Origin of the sequence: Pseudoprevotella muciniphila (genome assembly GCF_003265305.2) — a bacterium.
In the GTDB taxonomy this organism is placed as follows: domain Bacteria; phylum Bacteroidota; class Bacteroidia; order Bacteroidales; family Bacteroidaceae; genus Alloprevotella; species Alloprevotella muciniphila.
Genome location: NZ_CP033459.1, coordinates 2,576,933 through 2,594,452 on the forward strand (window position 1 = coordinate 2,576,933; position 17,520 = coordinate 2,594,452).

The window sequence follows — 17,520 nt, forward strand, 5'->3', positions numbered from 1 at the left end:
AAGAAGATTCGTCCTTTTAGTCTTGTATAGTTGTGTTTAACGTATTTCCTTATCTCATCTTTATTCTTCTAAGGAAATATACTCAAAATATAGAGTGATCTTCTTAATTTTCTCTTTGTCGCGGTTCACCATATACACTATAGTCCCGCCTAATGACGCAAATAATTCTGATACATTGGTACCTATTTTGTTCCGTTTGCGCCAACAACTGTGACAATCTTTATTTTAACATACTTATTTTTGTTTCATGGTTTGGTGTCTAATACTTACAGATTCCAATAATGGTTTTCTTCTATAAGTTTCTTATAATCACTTTCTAAAACTCCTATCATTGTCAAATCACGCCAAACACCATGCTTATAGATGCATTCTCGTTTAACACCTTCTTCTTTCCATCCACATTTTGAATAAAGGTGTTTTGAGGCTGCATTGGAATCAAACCGACAACTCTCAAGCCGATGTAGTCCTAACTCATCGAAAGCATAACGCATAATAGCCATGACGGTATCCGTTCCAATACCTCTTCTACAAAACTGTTTATTAGCCAATTTTATCCCATGTATAGCAGTACGGTTTTTCCAATCTATATCAGTCAAAGTTGCAATTCCAATGGATCCATCCTCTTTTGTTTCAATAACAAAACGGTGATTGAGACCATTTGAAGAAAGGCTATTATCAAACCATTTATTTTGCTGCTCAATAGACAAAGGGAAAGCCCATCCGACAACTACATCTTCCAATTCTGTGTCATTAAACATATCGCAAATTAATTGCATGTCATTCCGTGTCATTGCACGGAGCATAACAATCTTTCCTTTAATATTCATATCGGATATTGTTTTACAATTTCAATAATTCTTTTCATGTTCTCCTTGTCATATCTCTGGTCAATAGGTAGTGGTTGCAGCTGGTATGCAAGAAAGTATTCAACATCATCTTTAGTAGTCCAATTCAACACATTAGGCCAATAGCGTGCTACAAAAATCTTATTCTCAATTAACTTCTCACGTAATCCTTTGATTGGTGCAAGGAAAGGATAAGCCATTGGGACGGCATCTTTATCAAGTGATAACTTCAAGTTGTTTTCTCTGCCATGTGACTTATTCAAATACAAAAAATTCTCTCTACGCTTCTTTGCCACAGCATCATAGTCGATTGACTGCATGATACGCTGAGTTAACTTAGACATCTTGCGAATAGGCTGATTATCCAAGCCATCATCAACTTTTTGAAAATCAACATAGCCTTGTTCTGCAGAGAGGTCTATGCGCTTTAACAGATGTGCCATCCTATCGTAGGATTTGTCCTGAACAAATTCATCATCCAACAACATATCAGTATAGAGATATGCACCATCTGCTACTCCAAAGAATTTGCGGCAAGTATAGAACGTATCTATACCTTGTAAGGGTTTAGCATAAAAGGCTTGTGTATTATCAACAATTAAGCGAGAGCCCGTTTTCTCTGCCAACTGCTCAACATAGCGTTGTTTCAGTCCAAAGTAGTTGGTATAAAGTAGAGCCTCGTCATCCTTTAGCCTAAAATGGTCTTTTATCTCAAAATGAATATTTATATGATAGAATTCAGATTGTATGCCCAGCTTGTTGATAGGCTCAATCACTGCTTCGCATGTATAATAAGGTACATACAACTTCTTATAACCCCGTGCTCGTAGGATGTACTCCAAACAATTACGTCCAGTATTAAGACGTATAGAATTTTTATGAAATTCCTCTTGGATAGGAAGTTCTAACGAAAAGTAACCGCCTATTGCTTCCATCTATTTTACTACTACTTTCAACCAGATATGCTGATTGGTAATGGCTTTTTCCAGTTCTTCTGCTGTTTGGAATTTAAGAACCAGTGTTCCAATTGCATTATTTGCTCCCTCAAATGTTTCAACCCTATCTCCTTTCTTTACCCATAAATCTTCCTCAACAATTTCAGCAGGTAAATCCTTGCTAATCTCTATATGGTCAAATAGGCCACTTTGGTCTGCATGGAGTATAATTTCTGCCCAGTGCCCGTTGTAAGGTTTTTGCTCAATGGTTTCCAAGATGGGGTCTCCTACTATGGCGCGAGTAATGGCTGTTATCATATCCACTCCAGTTGCATAGCGAAGCATCTCACAAAGACGATTACCCCCTCCTCGCGGTGTAAGTTCCATAATATATGGTTTTCCATTAGGTGCTACACGTGTCTCAATATTATATACTACAGTTTTCAAATTAAGCAGTGTTATCAATCGTTGTATCTCAGAAGTGAGATACTCTTCCTGTTCCTTTGTGAACGTGGAAGGCCATGAATAGGCTGCGGGGGTATATGGGTTAGTGGCTTGTGCGTCAAAACGCTGAGCACAGAAACTAGTGAACACTAACTTGCCGTCCACAGACATGCTATCTGTGTCGGATGAACATCCTTGTTTCTCAATAAACTCCTCAATAATAATATGACCTGATATGCTATGCTCCATGGCATACTCTAATGCAGGTCTTAAATCTTCTTTCGTATCTACACGGCTTACTCCCTTGCTTCCAGCAGCATCAGTTGGCTTAACAATCACAGGCCAAGGACACCAATTAACATCTTGCATTGCATCCTCAACGCTATCAAAACCTTTTGCTTGAGGCACATTGAAGCCATTTTTTGCAAGAAATTCGCGGAACTTATCTTTATTTTGAAGAATTTCCACTGATTCAAACGAACCAAATGAAGGCAAATGCATCTTGTTTTGTACATAACTTGCGGCAATCACACCAGGATCGCATGCAAAAGACATAATACCATCTATCTTCAGACGTTGTGCCTCACGCAAAACCGCCTCTTTGTCTATGATGCTGACGTTACAATATTCATCGCTCCACTTATGAGCAATATTGTTCGGTATATAGTCTGCAGTTATCACATAGTAACCCTGATTATGTGCTGCATCTATTACTGGTTTCAGGTAGCGTAAGCCACCAAGGAGCATTAATTTCTTCTGGCCCATTATTTTACCATTAAATCTAGTATATGATTTATCTCTGTGTCAGTAAGTCCATGGTGCATAGGCAAGCAAATCACCTCGTTAGCTATTCTTGTTGCCACAGGTAAATTTGCAGGAGAGGCACTTGGCAAACCACGATATGTACTGAAAGTGCTGATAAGCGGATAGAAGTAACGCCTTCCCCAAATGTCATTTTCACGCAGTTTAAAATATAGTTCATCGCGGCTCATCCCATATTCTTTTTCGTTGATGAAGATAGGGAAATAACTATAATTATGGCGAACACCAGGCATATCCTCAAAGAAACGCACACCAGGAACGTTTCTTAATGCCACGCGGTATGCCTGTGCTACCTGCTGACGCTTTGCGATGGCGTCATCTATCTGTTTTAAGTTCAGAAGGCCGTAGGCGCAACGCACCTCATCCACCTTGCTGTTAATGCCAGGAGCAACAACTTCTGTTTCTCCTGCAAAACCGAAATTCTTGAGATAATCTGTGCGTTTCTTGGTTTGCTCATCTTGCATTACTAAGGCACCTCCTTCAAGAGTGTTATAAACTTTCGTAGCATGAAAACTCAATGTGCTCATATCACCAGCTTTCAGCACGCTCTCGCCATCTACTTCTACACCAAAAGCATGAGCAGCGTCATAAATCACCTTCAAACCGTACTTGTCGGCAATTTCCTGAATCTGCTTCATCTTCACAGGTTTGCCATAGCAATGCACAGGCATGATGGCTGTGGTCTTTGGAGTGATGGCTGCCTCAATCTTATCAGGGTCTATACCGCAAGTTTCCTCTTCTATGTCAACAAACACAGGACGGCAACCATTCCACCAAATGCTATGAGTGGTGGCAACAAAACTATATGGTGTAGTGATTACCTCGCCATTGATGCGAAGCGCTTGCAGAGCTGTAATCAGTGGCAACGTACCATTGGTAAAAAGACTAACGTATGGCACTTTCAAATATTCTGCTAAAGCGGCTTCCAATTGCTTATGAAAACTACCATTATTGGTAATCCATTTGCTATCCCAAATTTGCTGAAGTAGTTTGTGGAACTCGTCCAAATCTGGCAGTAATGGAGATGTTACTGTAATTTGCATTATGTTTTATTTGTTTGCTTTCTCTTTATTCTTTCTGAGTTCAATAAGTTCTTTTAATTCAGGGAATCGTAGCATACGAGCCATCCCTATATAGAACAATGTACCTGCTATAATGCCTATAATCAGGTTATATAGATATTGTATAGGACAGAACGTGGAAATGCAGAACACCAATGTTCCCATTGCTAAACTGAGAATAATTGTTTTCGACATATCACCCATTTGTCTGAAGAATCCCACATGAATGATTTTACCTGTATAATACGTGTTGACAACAAGGCAGAAAATAGACGAAAAAATACCACCAACGCACATCGCTTCAATGCCGAAAGGTGCTGAAACAACGAGGAAAAATACACCGATGCACTTTTTGATGATTTCAAGTCTAAGAAACAAGTCGGAACGCCCTTTAACCAAAAGCAGATTGAGGTTAATGGCATGGATGGGATACCACATCATTCTGAAGCAGATAATTTGGAGCAAAAGTATCGAGAATGACCATTTTTCTCCAACTAACGTTATAACAAGAGGCTTAGCGCAACCAGCCAATCCCATCATCATAGGGAAAATAACGAATGCTGAGATGCGGATAAACTTTCTATATGTTGTGGCGAGGCGCGCATCATCATTTTGCAGCGTGCAGAGCGCAGGATAACTAACACCTTGAATGATGTTTGTTACATTTGAAGAAGGTAATGCCGCAAAATTCTCAGCGCGTGTATAAAAACCTAAAGTTGCTGCACTATATAATTTGCCGACAATCAAAGGATAAATGTTATTGTATGTAGTATCAAGTAATCCTGAGAAAAGCAATTTAGACCCAAAACCGAACAATTCGCGAAAAGACTTCCATGAATAGACAAAGGCGGGGCGCCATTTTGAATAATACCAAAAGAGTAGAACTCTGAATATCGCGGACGAAATCTGTTGACCGACCAATGCCCAACATCCGAAATCATTGAATGCCATTGTCAGACCAACTGCACCAGATGCAATAGCAGTTATTAATGAAATTTTTGCAGTGGTCTTAAAGTTCATTTTTGCGGTCATCAATGATTCCTGTACAAGGTTGAAGCCATTGATAATAAGTGTGAGGCTGATGACACGCGTGAGATCGGTGAGTTGCGGCTCGTTGTAGAAATCGGCAATGTAAGGAGCTGCAAAAAATAGAAGAATATAAAAGAAGGTTGCCGCCACAATATTGAAGTAGAATACAGTGGAGCAGTCCGCGTTTGTTCTATCTTGTTTACGTATAAGTGCTGAACCGAAACCACTGCTGACGAAACTGCCAGAAATGGCAATGAATATGGTCAACATACCTAGCAAACCATAATCTTTTGGTGTAAGCAATCGCGCCATTACAATCATGACAACAAATTGTACACCTTTCACAGAAAAGTTTCCGAGTGCATTCCAAAATACACCCTTAACGGTCTTCTGTTTTAATGAGGGTTCTTCGGGCATTTTTACTTTAATAATACGAATTTACTGCGTATCTTTTCAACCGCATAACTCCTTTCTCTATAGGTCATGCCGAGTGCATAGACGAGTGCAATGACTACGCACGTACTTATGACACAGGTCAGCAAGAAGCGCAGTAGGGGAGTGCTTATGGTGTTGTGTACTAATATGGGGAGTATCGGACTGAGCACTGCTATGGGCAGGATGCGACCATATACACTCAAGAGATAATCCTTGATGTTGATAGGCATCATTCGGCGGAGCATCACGAGACGCACACCTATGGCGATGAGGAATACTGCCAGTTGCGCCCAGAAAACGGCTTCCGGACTGCCCGTGAGTTTCAGGGCTGCTATGGTGAGAGGGAAACCGAGCAGGAGTGTGCCGCCTGTTACTATCTGATAGTTACGAATGTCGCCATGCGCCAGTGCCATCGTGATGATGGGCGTGGTGGTGGCATCGAACAGGCTGATGATGAGTATGATGCGCAGGAAACTGACGGAATGGTCGGGATAGCGTCCGAGCCAAAGTTCAAGCACGTATGGTGCTTCAATCATCAGTGGCAGGGCGATGATCCAGAGGATAAAGAACGAGTACTTGCTCGAGGCGTATGCCAGAGTGTACATGCGTTCGTTGTTGCCAGAGGCATAACTCTTCGTAATCTGCGGGTTGATGGCAGTCTGCACGTTACGCACAAACATACTCACGTAGGTCTCCACCTGCACGGCAATGGCTCGCGCGGCATTCACCGTAACACCGCAGAAGAAATTGAGTACGAGATTGATGCCCTGCGCGTAGAGCGGTATGGTGGCTGTGCCGATGGTGTTCCAGCCTGCAAAGGCAAACATCTCGCGGAAAAGTTTTCTGTCTCGTGTATGGCGATAGCGTGCGAAAGGCAATTTGCTGCGGCAATATACTATATAGATAATACGATCTGCCACTTGCAATAGGAATAGCCAAACGCCCATGAAGATGAGCCTGTCGCACGTGACGAAGGGCAGGATGATTGCCATCGCAAGGCGCATACCTGCATCAAATAGGCTGATGTAGGCGAAAGCGCCCATTTTCTCGGCGGCTATGATGGCTGCATCGTAAGGGTAGGAGATGATGAGCAGGAAGGTGGTGGCTATGCTCAACTGATAAATCACGAGGGCAGCCGTCATGCGCCCGTCGGGAATTACCATCTTCGTGCAGACATACCAAAGACCAACTGTTTCGGCAAGAAGAACGATGACAAGTGCAATGTACACATGAATCTTCGTTGCCATCGAGAATACGTCGCGCAAACGTTCTGTATCGCCTTTGCCAAGGTGAAAGGTGATGTATCGGCTCGTAGCGCCCGTCATCGTGGCATGAAGGAACGTGAAGAGCGTGATAAAACCGGTTACTACGTTGTTGGTGCCGTAGTCCGCATCACCGAGAGCATTGAATATCGCGCGACTCGTATAGAGGCCTATGATGAGCAGCACGAACATCCGCAGATAAAGGTAAAGCGTGTTTCGTGCTATGCGAGAATTTGCGGACATTCAAATAGTTTTCACTTGAACTGTGGACTCAAGTTTAACCTTTAACTAAAAGCACTCTCAAGAAAAGATTGAGCCCTTTTTCGCTGTTCCGAAAGGGTGGCGGCTATGCGCTCATGTGGCAGTTCGTAGTCGCAGTTCGCATTGTATTCCTTCGGACTGTTGAGAAAGTTCTGCGGGATATCGAAAAGCCGGGCAATACTGCTGAATCTTGCCGCGCCGCGCTCCTTGTTGATTATGCAGACAAAAGGTTTGTCGAAAAGGATGGCGAAAACGCTTGCGTGGTATGAATCTGTCAGAATGAATCTTGCCGAATTAAATGCGTTCAGCCACCATTCCACGCTTGGTTGAATGCGCGCCTCTAACGGATACTTATTACCATCCACTGGCGCCACTGCTGCAAATGGTGTCAGTCCTTGTTCGCGGGCTATGCGGCTGGCGAGGGCTGTCTTTTCTTCTGTTGCATCAAGGAAACAGCAGAGCAAATTACCCGACGGTGCTTCAGGCTGTGTTTCCGAAACGATTTGACGATAGTCATCGGCATTGAGCAACATCACGGGGTCTGGCATCTGCTGTACCTTCGCGCCGAGGTGATTTCTGCATAACTCAATGCCGCTGTCCTCGCGTACGGAAGCGGCATCGAACAAACGTATCAAATCACTGCAAACAGCAGTCTCTTCAGGTGTGTATTCCCATTTTTCAGTCCCGAAAGAGGCTGCGTAGGCAATGCGGTGTACATCCTTCCAACCGGATGCAAAGTTGAGGTAGTAATCAGCGATGCGTTCCACAAATGGTGGGCGCCACACCTGATCGCTACCCACCACGAGTGCATCATATTCGCCCTCTTTTATCTCGCTGAAACGGCGTACTATGCGGCGTCTTATGTTGTGCTCAATAAAGGGAGTGATGCGTTGCATCACCGCATCGAACTCGCTATTCAACCTCCGCTCGTTGCGGATATATACCGGCTTGCGCAAGACATATTTGCGGAAAAAGCGCCAAGAGTAAGCAAGCGGTGCTTTCCATGCCGGCAAGTGCCAATGATACGGGCAGTCGATGAGCGTGACATCGTGCCCCTTCTCTTGCAACACCTGTTGCAAAGCGTAAGCCTGCAATATCCCGCCGAAATTTACATCCAAAGAATGTGTAAAAACGGCTATCCGCATCCGAAGTGCTTGCAGAGTTTATGTTATAAGAAAGAATGAAAACAGTCGGGAAATCTCTCAACAATCATCCTTTCTTATGGTGTTTCTTTTTCTTTTTCTTCTTACTACCAAACAAGCGTTCGAGAAGTCCTTTGCGAGTACCCGTCTTTCCCTTCTGTGCATCGACTTGGTTGTCTTCATAGCCGTAACCATAGCCGTATCCATAGCCGTAACCATATCCATAGCCGTAACCATATCCGTAGCCGTAACCATATCCATAGCCGCCATATTTACTACCAACTGTTTTGCAGTCGTTAAGGATGAGGCAAAGGTGGTTGAATTGTTTGCTTTGGTAAATGTTCTCCAGTTCGGGAAGATAACGGCGGTCAATCTTACCGGTACGCATCACGTATAATGTAACATCTGCCACGTGTGCCAAAAGTTTTGCATCTGCCAAAATCTGGCTTGGCACACAGTCGATAAGAATATAGTCGTACATCTCGCGAAGTTGAGTAATCAACTTGTCGAGGCGCTCGTTTGTGAAAAGTTCCGTAGGATTAGGTGGCTTCGGACCTGCAAAGATACAGTCAACTCCATTGAAGAAAGAATCTCTTTCAATGATTTCGCTGATATCATCGTCTATGCCTGAAAGATATGTACTCGTACCATGTGCTGCATGAGTTCCGATAAGTTTACTCTGTGTACGCTTGCGAAGGTCGGTGTCGAGCAGACAAACACGTTTGCCCTGGATAGCCATCGCTACAGCAAGGTTGCGTGATACGAACGATTTACCTTCGTTGGGGATGGTAGAAGTAAGGAGGAATACTTTGGCTTCTTTATCCACAAAGAGCACGTTTGTTCGTAATATACGGAAGGCTTCTGTGATTTGGCTGTGCTTTTTCTCGTCGAACACGATGATGTTGCTACTGTCTTTCTTGTCGAGAGAAGGAATCTCACCAAGAATAGGAATTGTGGTGTAATCCTCGATGTCGCGACGACCGCGAACACTCGTATTCCAGAAGAAGCGCAGAAGTTGAATCAAAACAGGTAACAACATACCGACGATGAGTGCTACACCATAAATGAGCGACTTGTTAGGTGATACAATGGCACCACCGGTAGGCTCTTCCACAATGCGCACGTTGGCTTCGGTAATCGCCTTTTGCAGAGCATTTTCTTCGCGTTTATTGAGCAGATAGTTGTAGAGGTTCTCTTTCAGGCTCTTCTGCCGCATAATGCTCAGTGCCGTCTTTTCCAACTGGGGCATGGTGCTGAAATTGGCATCGGCTGTGGCGAGTTCTGCCTTGGCATGGTCCAGGCGGACGTTTTGCTGTGCGATGTGGTTGTCAATAGAATTGAGCAACGCCTGTCGCATCGAAGTGCGATTGTTGTTCAGAAGCGTAACTTCTTTGTTGTCGGAATGGCGGGCCGTGTTATTGAGTTTGGCACGGTCGCGTTCGAGGGTCAGTTCGTTGTATTTCTGAATCTGGCTCTGGATGGCAATGTCGCTGAGCCCCCCAACAGCCGGAATAAGGTCTTCGCGTTTCGAAACATCATTCAGGTAGTCGCGCACGGCCTTGGCAATGGAAATTTCAGTCTCTATCTCAACTGCTTTCTTTTCGGCAGCACTGCTTTGCGACATGTATTGAGAACTACCCGACGTAACGTCAAAAATGTTGTTGCGCTTTTTGAAATCAGCCAGATCGCTTTCCACGTCGGCAAGTTCCTGGCCGATGATACCGACACGCTGATCTATGAATCGTTCAGTATTTACTGCTACACGATTCTTGTCCTCAATGATTGATTTGGAATATTCATCGAAGAGCGCGTGCAGAATGGAGTCTGAACGTTCTGGTATGGGATCAGTGCTTGACAGGCGGATAAGTTGCGTTTCTTCACTGACGAGTTCGCTTGCAATCTGTCCCTGATAACGTGCGGCGGCATTGAACAGGCCAAGTCGATTTACGATGACAGTGCTGCCTGTGCTGTGAGCAGTGGTGGGTTTGGCGGTAACAATCATGCTGCCTGCATTGCATGTTACCTTCTGCCCGAAGGTGAATGTCTGCGGGTTGACGTCTTGCCCATTGACAGAAATGATTTGGTATTTATCTGCAGATTTGATTTTTATCTCGCAACTTACCGGCTTTGTGAATTCGTTGGTGAATATAACCTCAATCGGACACGATGTGTTATAAACAGGATGATCGCGGAAAACTCCCTTCAAACTGTATGACACGTCCAAATGAAGACGTTCTACTACACCACGCATCAGTTGGTTCGTCTTAAGCAGATAGAGTTCATTGCTCACACCGCTACCCGACAGACCTCCGGTTACTACAATGTCGCCCATCACGTCGTTGCGCGACTTGGTCTTGTTTTCGTTGGTCTTGAAAAGCATGACCATCTGACTCTTGTAAGTGGGTGTCAGAGTGGCATAATACATGCGTGCACCAACAAGGAAAATGATAGTGGACAACAGAATCCAATGCCAGTTGCCGATAATCAGACCGACAACGTCTTTCAGATTGATACCACCTTCGTTTTTCTTCTTTGAAGAAGAATTTTCGGTTGTTTCTTTGATATATTCCACTTTTTCAGGATTTTATCGTTATGAATTAAGTACTTTTCTTTGAATACGAGAGCCTTATTTTGTGAATACGGCAATTAGAGCAATGATAGATGATACTATACCAATGACTGAACCTGCTGCTGCAAGGGTAGAGAACGTGGAACTTCCCTTTACGCGAGCGGTGTTGTTGGGTTTCACATAAACCACATCGTTTTGCTGCAGGTAGTAGGCTGGCGAGTTGAAAATGTCAGCGCTCTTCGTCAAATCGATGTAATAGGCACTACGCAGTCCTCTGTCTTCGCGAACAACGAGAATGCTGTCTCTTCGAGCGGTCTCGGGGAGATCGCCTGCCATGCTGAGTGCTTCAAGGATGGTAACGCGTTCTCCTGTGATAGTTTTCTGTCCGGGATTTTTTACTTCGCCCATTACGCTGATCTTGTAATCAGCCATTCGTACTGTGACGTTGGGCTCTTTCATATAATCTTCCGCAATGAGACGTTTACGTATATCTTCGGATAGTTGACTTGTTGTCTTTCCTGATGCCAGAATCTTACCAACATAGGGGATGGTAACATAGCCTTGTGGGTCAATCAGAAAGCCTGCACCTTGCTGCCCCGATGATGTGGTTGTGCCAAGCATTTGAGAATTTTTGAAAGGCTTCATCAGTTCCTCGTTGTAGCCTGTAACGGTAACGTAAACGATGTCGTTCGGTTTCAGGCGAATAGCGTAAGTGTCGGCAATCCGCTGGGGCATGTTGACCAAATCCTCTGAGCCTTGAAGATAAATCATTTTCTTCATGGAAACACAGGAGGAAAGCACTACTGCAATTAGTAGCAATAGGGATAAGTTGATTTTTTTCATTATGATTTAATTTATTTTTTTTTCTTTATAAACGTGATTTTGTAATGTTGAATTGACGAAAGTTTGTGGCATACAGGATGCAACTTGGAAATCGTCTGAAAAAAGAAGCAAAGCGATGGGGAGATAGCACAATATCTCTCCCTCTCGCTGCAGAACCTGTTTCTGCTCGAGAACACTATGTCTCTCAAGGATAAAGGCAACGCATGCAAACCCGTACCAGAGTATAAACTCACGGGTTTTTATGCCACGTTACACTCTACCAAGTGCAAAGTTAACATTTTTTTATAAATAAGGAGTTTTTTTCTTTTTTTTATGAGTTTTAGATAAGGCTTTTTTTTTGTAAAATGAAGTTAGTCAGTTGTTGCGCAGGTCCTCTGTCCATTCGCTGATGCGCCGTAAGGCTTCTGCTGTCTTTTCATGTGTGCCAAAGGCTGTAAAGCGGACATATCCTTCTCCACTTGGTCCGAAACCGGCGCCTGGCGTGCAAACCACATTGGCACCCAGTAGCATATCCTCGAAGAATTGCCACGAACTGATGTCGGCGGGTGTGCGCATCCATACGTATGGTGCATTTTCTCCGCCATAAACATCGAACCCGAGACCGCGCAAGGTGGAAACCATGAGGTCGGCGTTGTGCATGTAGTAATCGATGACAGAGCGAATTTGCGCTTTGCCTTCTGGCGTATAGATGGCTTCGGCAGCACGCTGTGAAATGTAGCTGGCGCCATTGAACTTCGTGCATTGCCGACGCAGCCATAGGGGATTGAGAGCTATGCTGCCACCTTGCCTTGTCTTGGCTGTAACATCCTTCGGAATGATGGTGTAGCCGCAGCGGACACCCGTAAAACCCGCAGTCTTGGAAAAACTGCGGAATTCAATAGCGCATTTTCGTGCGCCACTGATTTCGTATATCGAATGCGGTATCTCAGCGTCTCGGATGTATGCTTCGTAGGCTGAGTCGTAGAAAATGATGACGTCGTTCTCAAGGGCATAATCCACCCATTTCTGCAGTTCTGCGCGAGTGATGACAGTGCCTGTGGGGTTGTTGGGGTAACAGAGGTAAATCACATCGATGGTGCGGTCTGGTAACTTCGGTATAAAGTCATTCTCGGCATTGCATGGCAGATATGTCACGTTTGACCATCTTCCCCTCGCGTCCTTTTCTCCTGTGCGTCCGTTCATGGCGTTGGAGTCAACATAGACGGGATAAACAGGGTCGGTAACGCCGATGACAGCATCGCTACTGATGAGCTCCTGTATGTTTCCTGTATCGCTTTTGGCGCCGTCATTGATAAATATTTCCTCTATGCAGAGGTCTATGCCACGAGGCAGGAAGTCGTTCTTGAGGATGGCCTCGCGCAGGAAAGCGTAGCCCTGTTCGGGTCCATAGCCATGGAAGCCAGGCGAGGACGACATCTCGTCTGCCACCTTTCTGATGGCTTCGCATACAGCGGGACAGAGCGGTTGCGTTACATCGCCTATGCCTAAACTGATGATTTCTGCGTCGGGACATGCCTCTTTGTATGCTTTTACCTTTCCGGCAATGTCGGCGAATAAATAATTAGCTTGAAGTTTTAAGAAATTTTCGTTTACAAATGCCATGACTGATATGTTTTATGGAATATCGATTTCACCTTCAAATACAAATGTGGCAGGTCCAGTCATGTAAACATGATTGTCTGTTTCCCTCCATTCAATGTGGAGTGCTCCGCCATCCATCACAACGTTGCTCGTCCTTCCGCAGCGGTGGGTGAGTGCGGCTGCCACAGCCGTTGCGCAAGCACCAGTGCCACAAGCCATCGTGATACCGCTTCCGCGTTCCCATACGCGGGTGCGGAGGCTACCATCTTCGTTGAGCCGTACGAATTCTATGTTGCAACGCTCAGGAAAAGCCGTATGGCACTCGAGAGTCTTACCCAGAACTCCGACGCAATCCACATTATCCGTAAATATGACGTAATGCGGATTTCCTATGGAAACGAATGTCCCTTCGGGCAGGTTGGCTTTTGGACAGAACTGTTCAGGGCAATCAAGAATGGGCTCGCCCATATCTACTGTAACCGAAGTAACAGTGTCATTGACGTCCACTTGCAGATCAAGCATTTTGATGCCAGAGAGCGTCTGAAGTCTGATTAGTTTCTCGCGGGTAAGTCCCTTTTCGTAAACGTATTTTCCTATACATCGGGAAGCGTTGCCGCACATCATGGCTTCGCTGCCATCGGCATTGAAGATGCGCATGGAAAAATCGGCACCTCCTATTGTGGGTTTGCCTATGAGTACTAAACCATCGCTGCCAATGCCTTTGTGTCTGTCGCTCCATTGTGTAGAAAAAGCATTTGGGGCGCCTATTTTGTATAAGGAGCTGTCTATGTATATGTAGTCATTCCCGATGCCGTGCATTTTTGTGAAGTGAATTTTTCGTCCCATTCGATAAAATAATGTTTGGATTTCGTCTGCAAATATAAGACATTTTCAAGATAAAATGAAAAAATAATAGAAAAATTAAAGAAAAATATTGAAAAATGTTTTGAAATGAAAGAATAATTATAATTTTGCACGCAAATTAAAAGAAAAAAACAGCTTTTTTATGGCAGCAACGAAATACATCTTTGTGACGGGAGGCGTGGTAAGTAGCCTCGGAAAGGGCATTATTTCTGCTTCAATAGGAAAACTCTTGCAGGCGAGAGGCTACCGGATAACCATTCAGAAGTTCGATCCCTACATCAATATCGACTCCGGCACGCTTAATCCTTACGAGCACGGCGAATGTTATGTTACAGCAGACGGTATGGAGACCGACCTCGACCTCGGACACTATGAACGGTTCACTGGCATTCAGACAACGAGGCATAACTCACAGACCACGGGGAGAATTTATAAGACCGTTATCGAAAAAGAGCGCCGAGGTGATTTTCTGGGACACACCATTCAGGTTGTTCCTCATATCACCGATGAAATAAAGCGAAGGATAAGATTTCTTGAGAAAGGTGGCTATGACTTTATTATCACAGAGATTGGCGGTACGATAGGAGATATAGAGAGTGCGCCATTTCTTGAGGCTATCAGGCAACTGAAATGGGAGCTTGGCAAGGATGCTTTGTGTGTGCATCTCACATACGTGCCTTATCTCAAGGCGGCTGACGAACTGAAAACAAAACCTACGCAACACAGTGTGAAAGAATTGCAGAGTAACGGCATTCAATGCGACATCCTTATTCTTCGCACTGAAAAGCACCTGGACGACGGCTTGCGTCGCAAAGTAGCCGGATTTTGCAACGTGCCTTTCCAATGTGTCATACAGAGTGAAGACCTACAGAGCATTTATGAAGTTCCTGTCAATATGCAGCGGCAGGGACTCGATGCTGTCATTCTGGAGCGTATGGGGCTCGCTGTGGGCGAAACACCAAAACTGGGACCATGGAACAATTATCTTAATCTTCAGCGCACGGCAAAGGAGGAGGTGCGCATAGGACTTGTTGGAAAATACAGTCTTCATGATGCTTATAAAAGCATAGAAGAGAGCCTCGTACATGCTGCTACGTACCACTCCCGAAAAGCGGCGATTACTTTCATCGATTCAGAGCAGTTGGAACAGAATCACATTCAGGAATGGTCTGCATTAAAGGCGCAGGACGGATTAGTTGTCTGTCCGGGATTCGGCAGCAGGGGTACAGAGGGGAAGATACGTGCGACGCAATTTGCGCGAGAGTCTGATGTGCCATGTTTAGGCATTTGTCTCGGTATGCAGATGATGGTTATAGAATTTGCACGCAATGTCCTTGGGCTTGAAACCGCGAACAGCAGGGAAATTGATGAACAGACGCCGGCAAATGTCATAGATTTGATGGAGAAACAGAAAAGTATTTCTCAAATGGGTGGCACCATGCGACTTGGTGCTTATGGCTGTGAACTCAAAGAAGACTCGAAAGTAGCTGCGATATATGGTGCAACACATATAAAGGAGCGACACAGGCATCGGTATGAGTTCAACAACCACTATATGTCCGTCTTCGAGAAGAATGGTATGAAGTGTGTAGGGAAAAATCCTGAGACTAATCTTGTGGAAATAGTAGAAATGCCAGCGCTAAAATGGTATGTGGGTGTGCAGTTTCATCCTGAATATCAGAGCACAGTGTTGAAACCGCATCCGCTTTTTATGGATCTTATAAAAACAATTATCAATCAATAACAGAAAAGAAAATATGTGTGGAATAGTTGGAATCTTCAATGTGAAAGAACAAACCCCCGAACTGAGAAAAAAAGCCTTGTCGATGAGTCAGAAAATCCGCCACCGCGGACCAGATTGGAGTGGTATCTGGTGTGGAGGAACCGCCGTTCTGGCACACGAGCGGTTGAGTGTCGTTGACCCGGAGAGCGGAAAGCAACCACTCTTTTCGCCCGACGACAAACAAGTGCTTGCTGTGAATGGCGAGATATATAACCACAGGGAAATACGAAAAGCTTTTGCAGGAAAGTATGATTTCCAGACAGGGAGCGACTGCGAAGTGATTCTTGCGCTCTATCGTGAGAAAGGGATAGACTTCCTTGAAGACCTTTCCGGTATCTTCGCCTTTGCGCTTTATGATACATCGCGCGACGAGTTTCTGATAGCTCGGGATCCTATCGGGGTGATACCGCTTTACATAGGTTACGACCCTGACGGGAAAGTGTATGTGGCATCGGAGCTTAAAGCTCTCGAAGGACAATGCGAACGCTATGAACCCTTCCTGCCAGGTCATTATTATTGGAGCAGGGAGGGCAAGATGAAGCGATATTATAAACGTGATTGGTTCTCATACGAAGCCGTAAAAGACAATGCTGCCTCAGTTGATGAAATAAGACAGGCGTTGTGCAGTGCCGTAAAACGTCAGCTAATGTCGGATGTGCCGTATGGGGTCTTGCTGAGCGGGGGCTTGGACAGCAGTATTATTGCTGCCGTGGCAGAGTTTTATTCTGAAAATCGTATAGAGGACAATGGAAAGACACGCGCTTATTGGCCCAGACTTCATTCATTTGCTGTGGGTCTGAAGGGAGCGCCCGACCTCGAAAAGGCGAAAATCGTAGCAGGGCATATTGGCACTGTTCATCACGAAATAAACTATACTATCCAAGAAGGGCTTGATGCTATTCGCGATGTCATCTATTTCATAGAAACATACGATGTAACCACTGTGCGAGCTTCAACACCGATGTATCTTCTTTCAAGGGTCATCAAGTCGATGGGCATTAAAATGGTGCTATCGGGCGAAGGTGCGGATGAGATTTTCGGAGGTTATCTCTATTTCCATAAAGCCCCGTCGGCAAAGGATTTTCATGAAGAAACGGTGAGGAAACTCTCGAAGCTTTATATGTATGACTGCTTGCGGGCGAACAAAAGTCTTTCTGCCTGGGGGGTAGAAGGGCGTGTGCCTTTCCTCGATAAGGAATTTCTTGATGTGGCAATGCGTACCAATCCTGAGACAAAGATGTGTCCCGGAAAAACTATTGAGAAGAAAATTGTGCGCGAGGCATTCTGCGATATTCTGCCAGATGAGGTGGCATGGCGACAAAAAGAGCAATTTAGCGATGGAGTGGGCTATTCATGGATAGATACTTTGAAAAAAATAACAGAGGAACAAGTAACCGATGACCAGATGGCACATGCAGCAGAACGCTTCCCTATCAACACTCCGCTTAACAAAGAGGAATACTTCTACCGATCGATATTTACAGAGCATTTCCCAAGCAATTCCGCAGCATTGAGTGTACCTCAGGAGGCGAGTGTGGCTTGCTCCACTGCTATTGCAAGGGAATGGGACGAGGCGTTCAAAAAGCTCAACGATCCGAGCGGCAGAGCAGTAAGCGGTGTACACGAGCAGTCATATTAAATCCA

Annotated in this window: 13 protein-coding genes; 2 read left to right on the plus strand and 11 right to left on the minus strand. The window is 44.8% G+C overall.

Annotated elements, in window-relative coordinates; genetic code table 11:
- Window positions 1-266 precede the first annotated feature (266 nt).
- The 11 genes from C7Y71_RS10480 to dapF all read right to left on the minus strand — a co-directional run bounded on the left by C7Y71_RS10480 (window position 267) and on the right by dapF (window position 14,075).
- Window positions 267-827, minus strand: a complete 561-nt coding sequence (locus C7Y71_RS10480; protein WP_226943448.1) for a GNAT family N-acetyltransferase — start codon at window positions 825-827, stop codon at window positions 267-269.
- Window positions 824-1,780: a hypothetical protein gene (locus C7Y71_RS10485; protein WP_111897647.1), complete on the minus strand. Its 957-nt coding sequence runs from the start codon at window positions 1,778-1,780 to the stop codon at window positions 824-826. The genes C7Y71_RS10480 and C7Y71_RS10485 overlap by 4 nt, the downstream gene beginning before the upstream one ends.
- Entirely contained in the window at window positions 1,781-2,989 is a 1,209-nt protein-coding gene (locus C7Y71_RS10490) for an ATP-grasp domain-containing protein (protein WP_111897648.1), read from the minus strand.
- Window positions 2,989-4,089, minus strand: coding sequence for a DegT/DnrJ/EryC1/StrS family aminotransferase (locus tag C7Y71_RS10495; protein WP_111897649.1), 1,101 nt, complete (start codon window positions 4,087-4,089; stop codon window positions 2,989-2,991). Before C7Y71_RS10495 ends, C7Y71_RS10490 begins: the two co-directional genes overlap by 1 nt.
- 6 nt (window positions 4,090-4,095) lie before the next feature.
- Window positions 4,096-5,553 carry a lipopolysaccharide biosynthesis protein gene (locus tag C7Y71_RS10500; protein ID WP_111897650.1) on the minus strand — a complete coding sequence of 486 codons (1,458 nt, stop codon included), beginning with the start codon at window positions 5,551-5,553 and terminating at the stop codon, window positions 4,096-4,098.
- A gap of 2 nt (window positions 5,554-5,555) precedes the next feature.
- Window positions 5,556-7,076 (minus strand): lipopolysaccharide biosynthesis protein, encoded by a 1,521-nt coding sequence (locus tag C7Y71_RS10505; protein ID WP_111897651.1) that lies wholly within the window; start codon window positions 7,074-7,076, stop codon window positions 5,556-5,558.
- 41 nt (window positions 7,077-7,117) lie between these two features.
- Complete coding sequence (locus tag C7Y71_RS10510; protein WP_193215911.1) at window positions 7,118-8,212, minus strand: polysaccharide pyruvyl transferase family protein; 1,095 nt, start codon at window positions 8,210-8,212, stop codon at window positions 7,118-7,120.
- A gap of 91 nt (window positions 8,213-8,303) precedes the next feature.
- Window positions 8,304-10,808, minus strand: a complete 2,505-nt coding sequence (locus tag C7Y71_RS10515) for a GumC family protein (RefSeq protein ID WP_111897653.1) — start codon at window positions 10,806-10,808, stop codon at window positions 8,304-8,306.
- 54 nt (window positions 10,809-10,862) lie between these two features.
- Window positions 10,863-11,648, minus strand: coding sequence for a polysaccharide biosynthesis/export family protein (locus C7Y71_RS10520; RefSeq protein WP_111897654.1), 786 nt, complete (start codon window positions 11,646-11,648; stop codon window positions 10,863-10,865).
- A gap of 354 nt (window positions 11,649-12,002) precedes the next feature.
- The gene (locus C7Y71_RS10525; RefSeq protein WP_111897655.1) at window positions 12,003-13,250 is read right to left on the minus strand and encodes an LL-diaminopimelate aminotransferase; all 1,248 of its coding nucleotides are present in this window, start codon (window positions 13,248-13,250) and stop codon (window positions 12,003-12,005) included.
- Window positions 13,251-13,262: 12 nt separating this feature from the next.
- Window positions 13,263-14,075: a diaminopimelate epimerase gene (dapF, locus tag C7Y71_RS10530; RefSeq protein ID WP_111897656.1), complete on the minus strand. Its 813-nt coding sequence runs from the start codon at window positions 14,073-14,075 to the stop codon at window positions 13,263-13,265.
- A gap of 160 nt (window positions 14,076-14,235) precedes the next feature.
- On the opposite strand from dapF, the gene C7Y71_RS10535 reads away from it, so the two are divergent.
- Entirely contained in the window at window positions 14,236-15,837 is a 1,602-nt protein-coding gene (locus tag C7Y71_RS10535; protein WP_111897657.1) for a CTP synthase, read from the plus strand.
- Between the two features lie 13 nt (window positions 15,838-15,850).
- Window positions 15,851-17,515 (plus strand): asparagine synthase B, encoded by a 1,665-nt coding sequence (gene asnB, locus C7Y71_RS10540; RefSeq protein ID WP_111897658.1) that lies wholly within the window; start codon window positions 15,851-15,853, stop codon window positions 17,513-17,515.
- Window positions 17,516-17,520 lie beyond the last annotated feature (5 nt).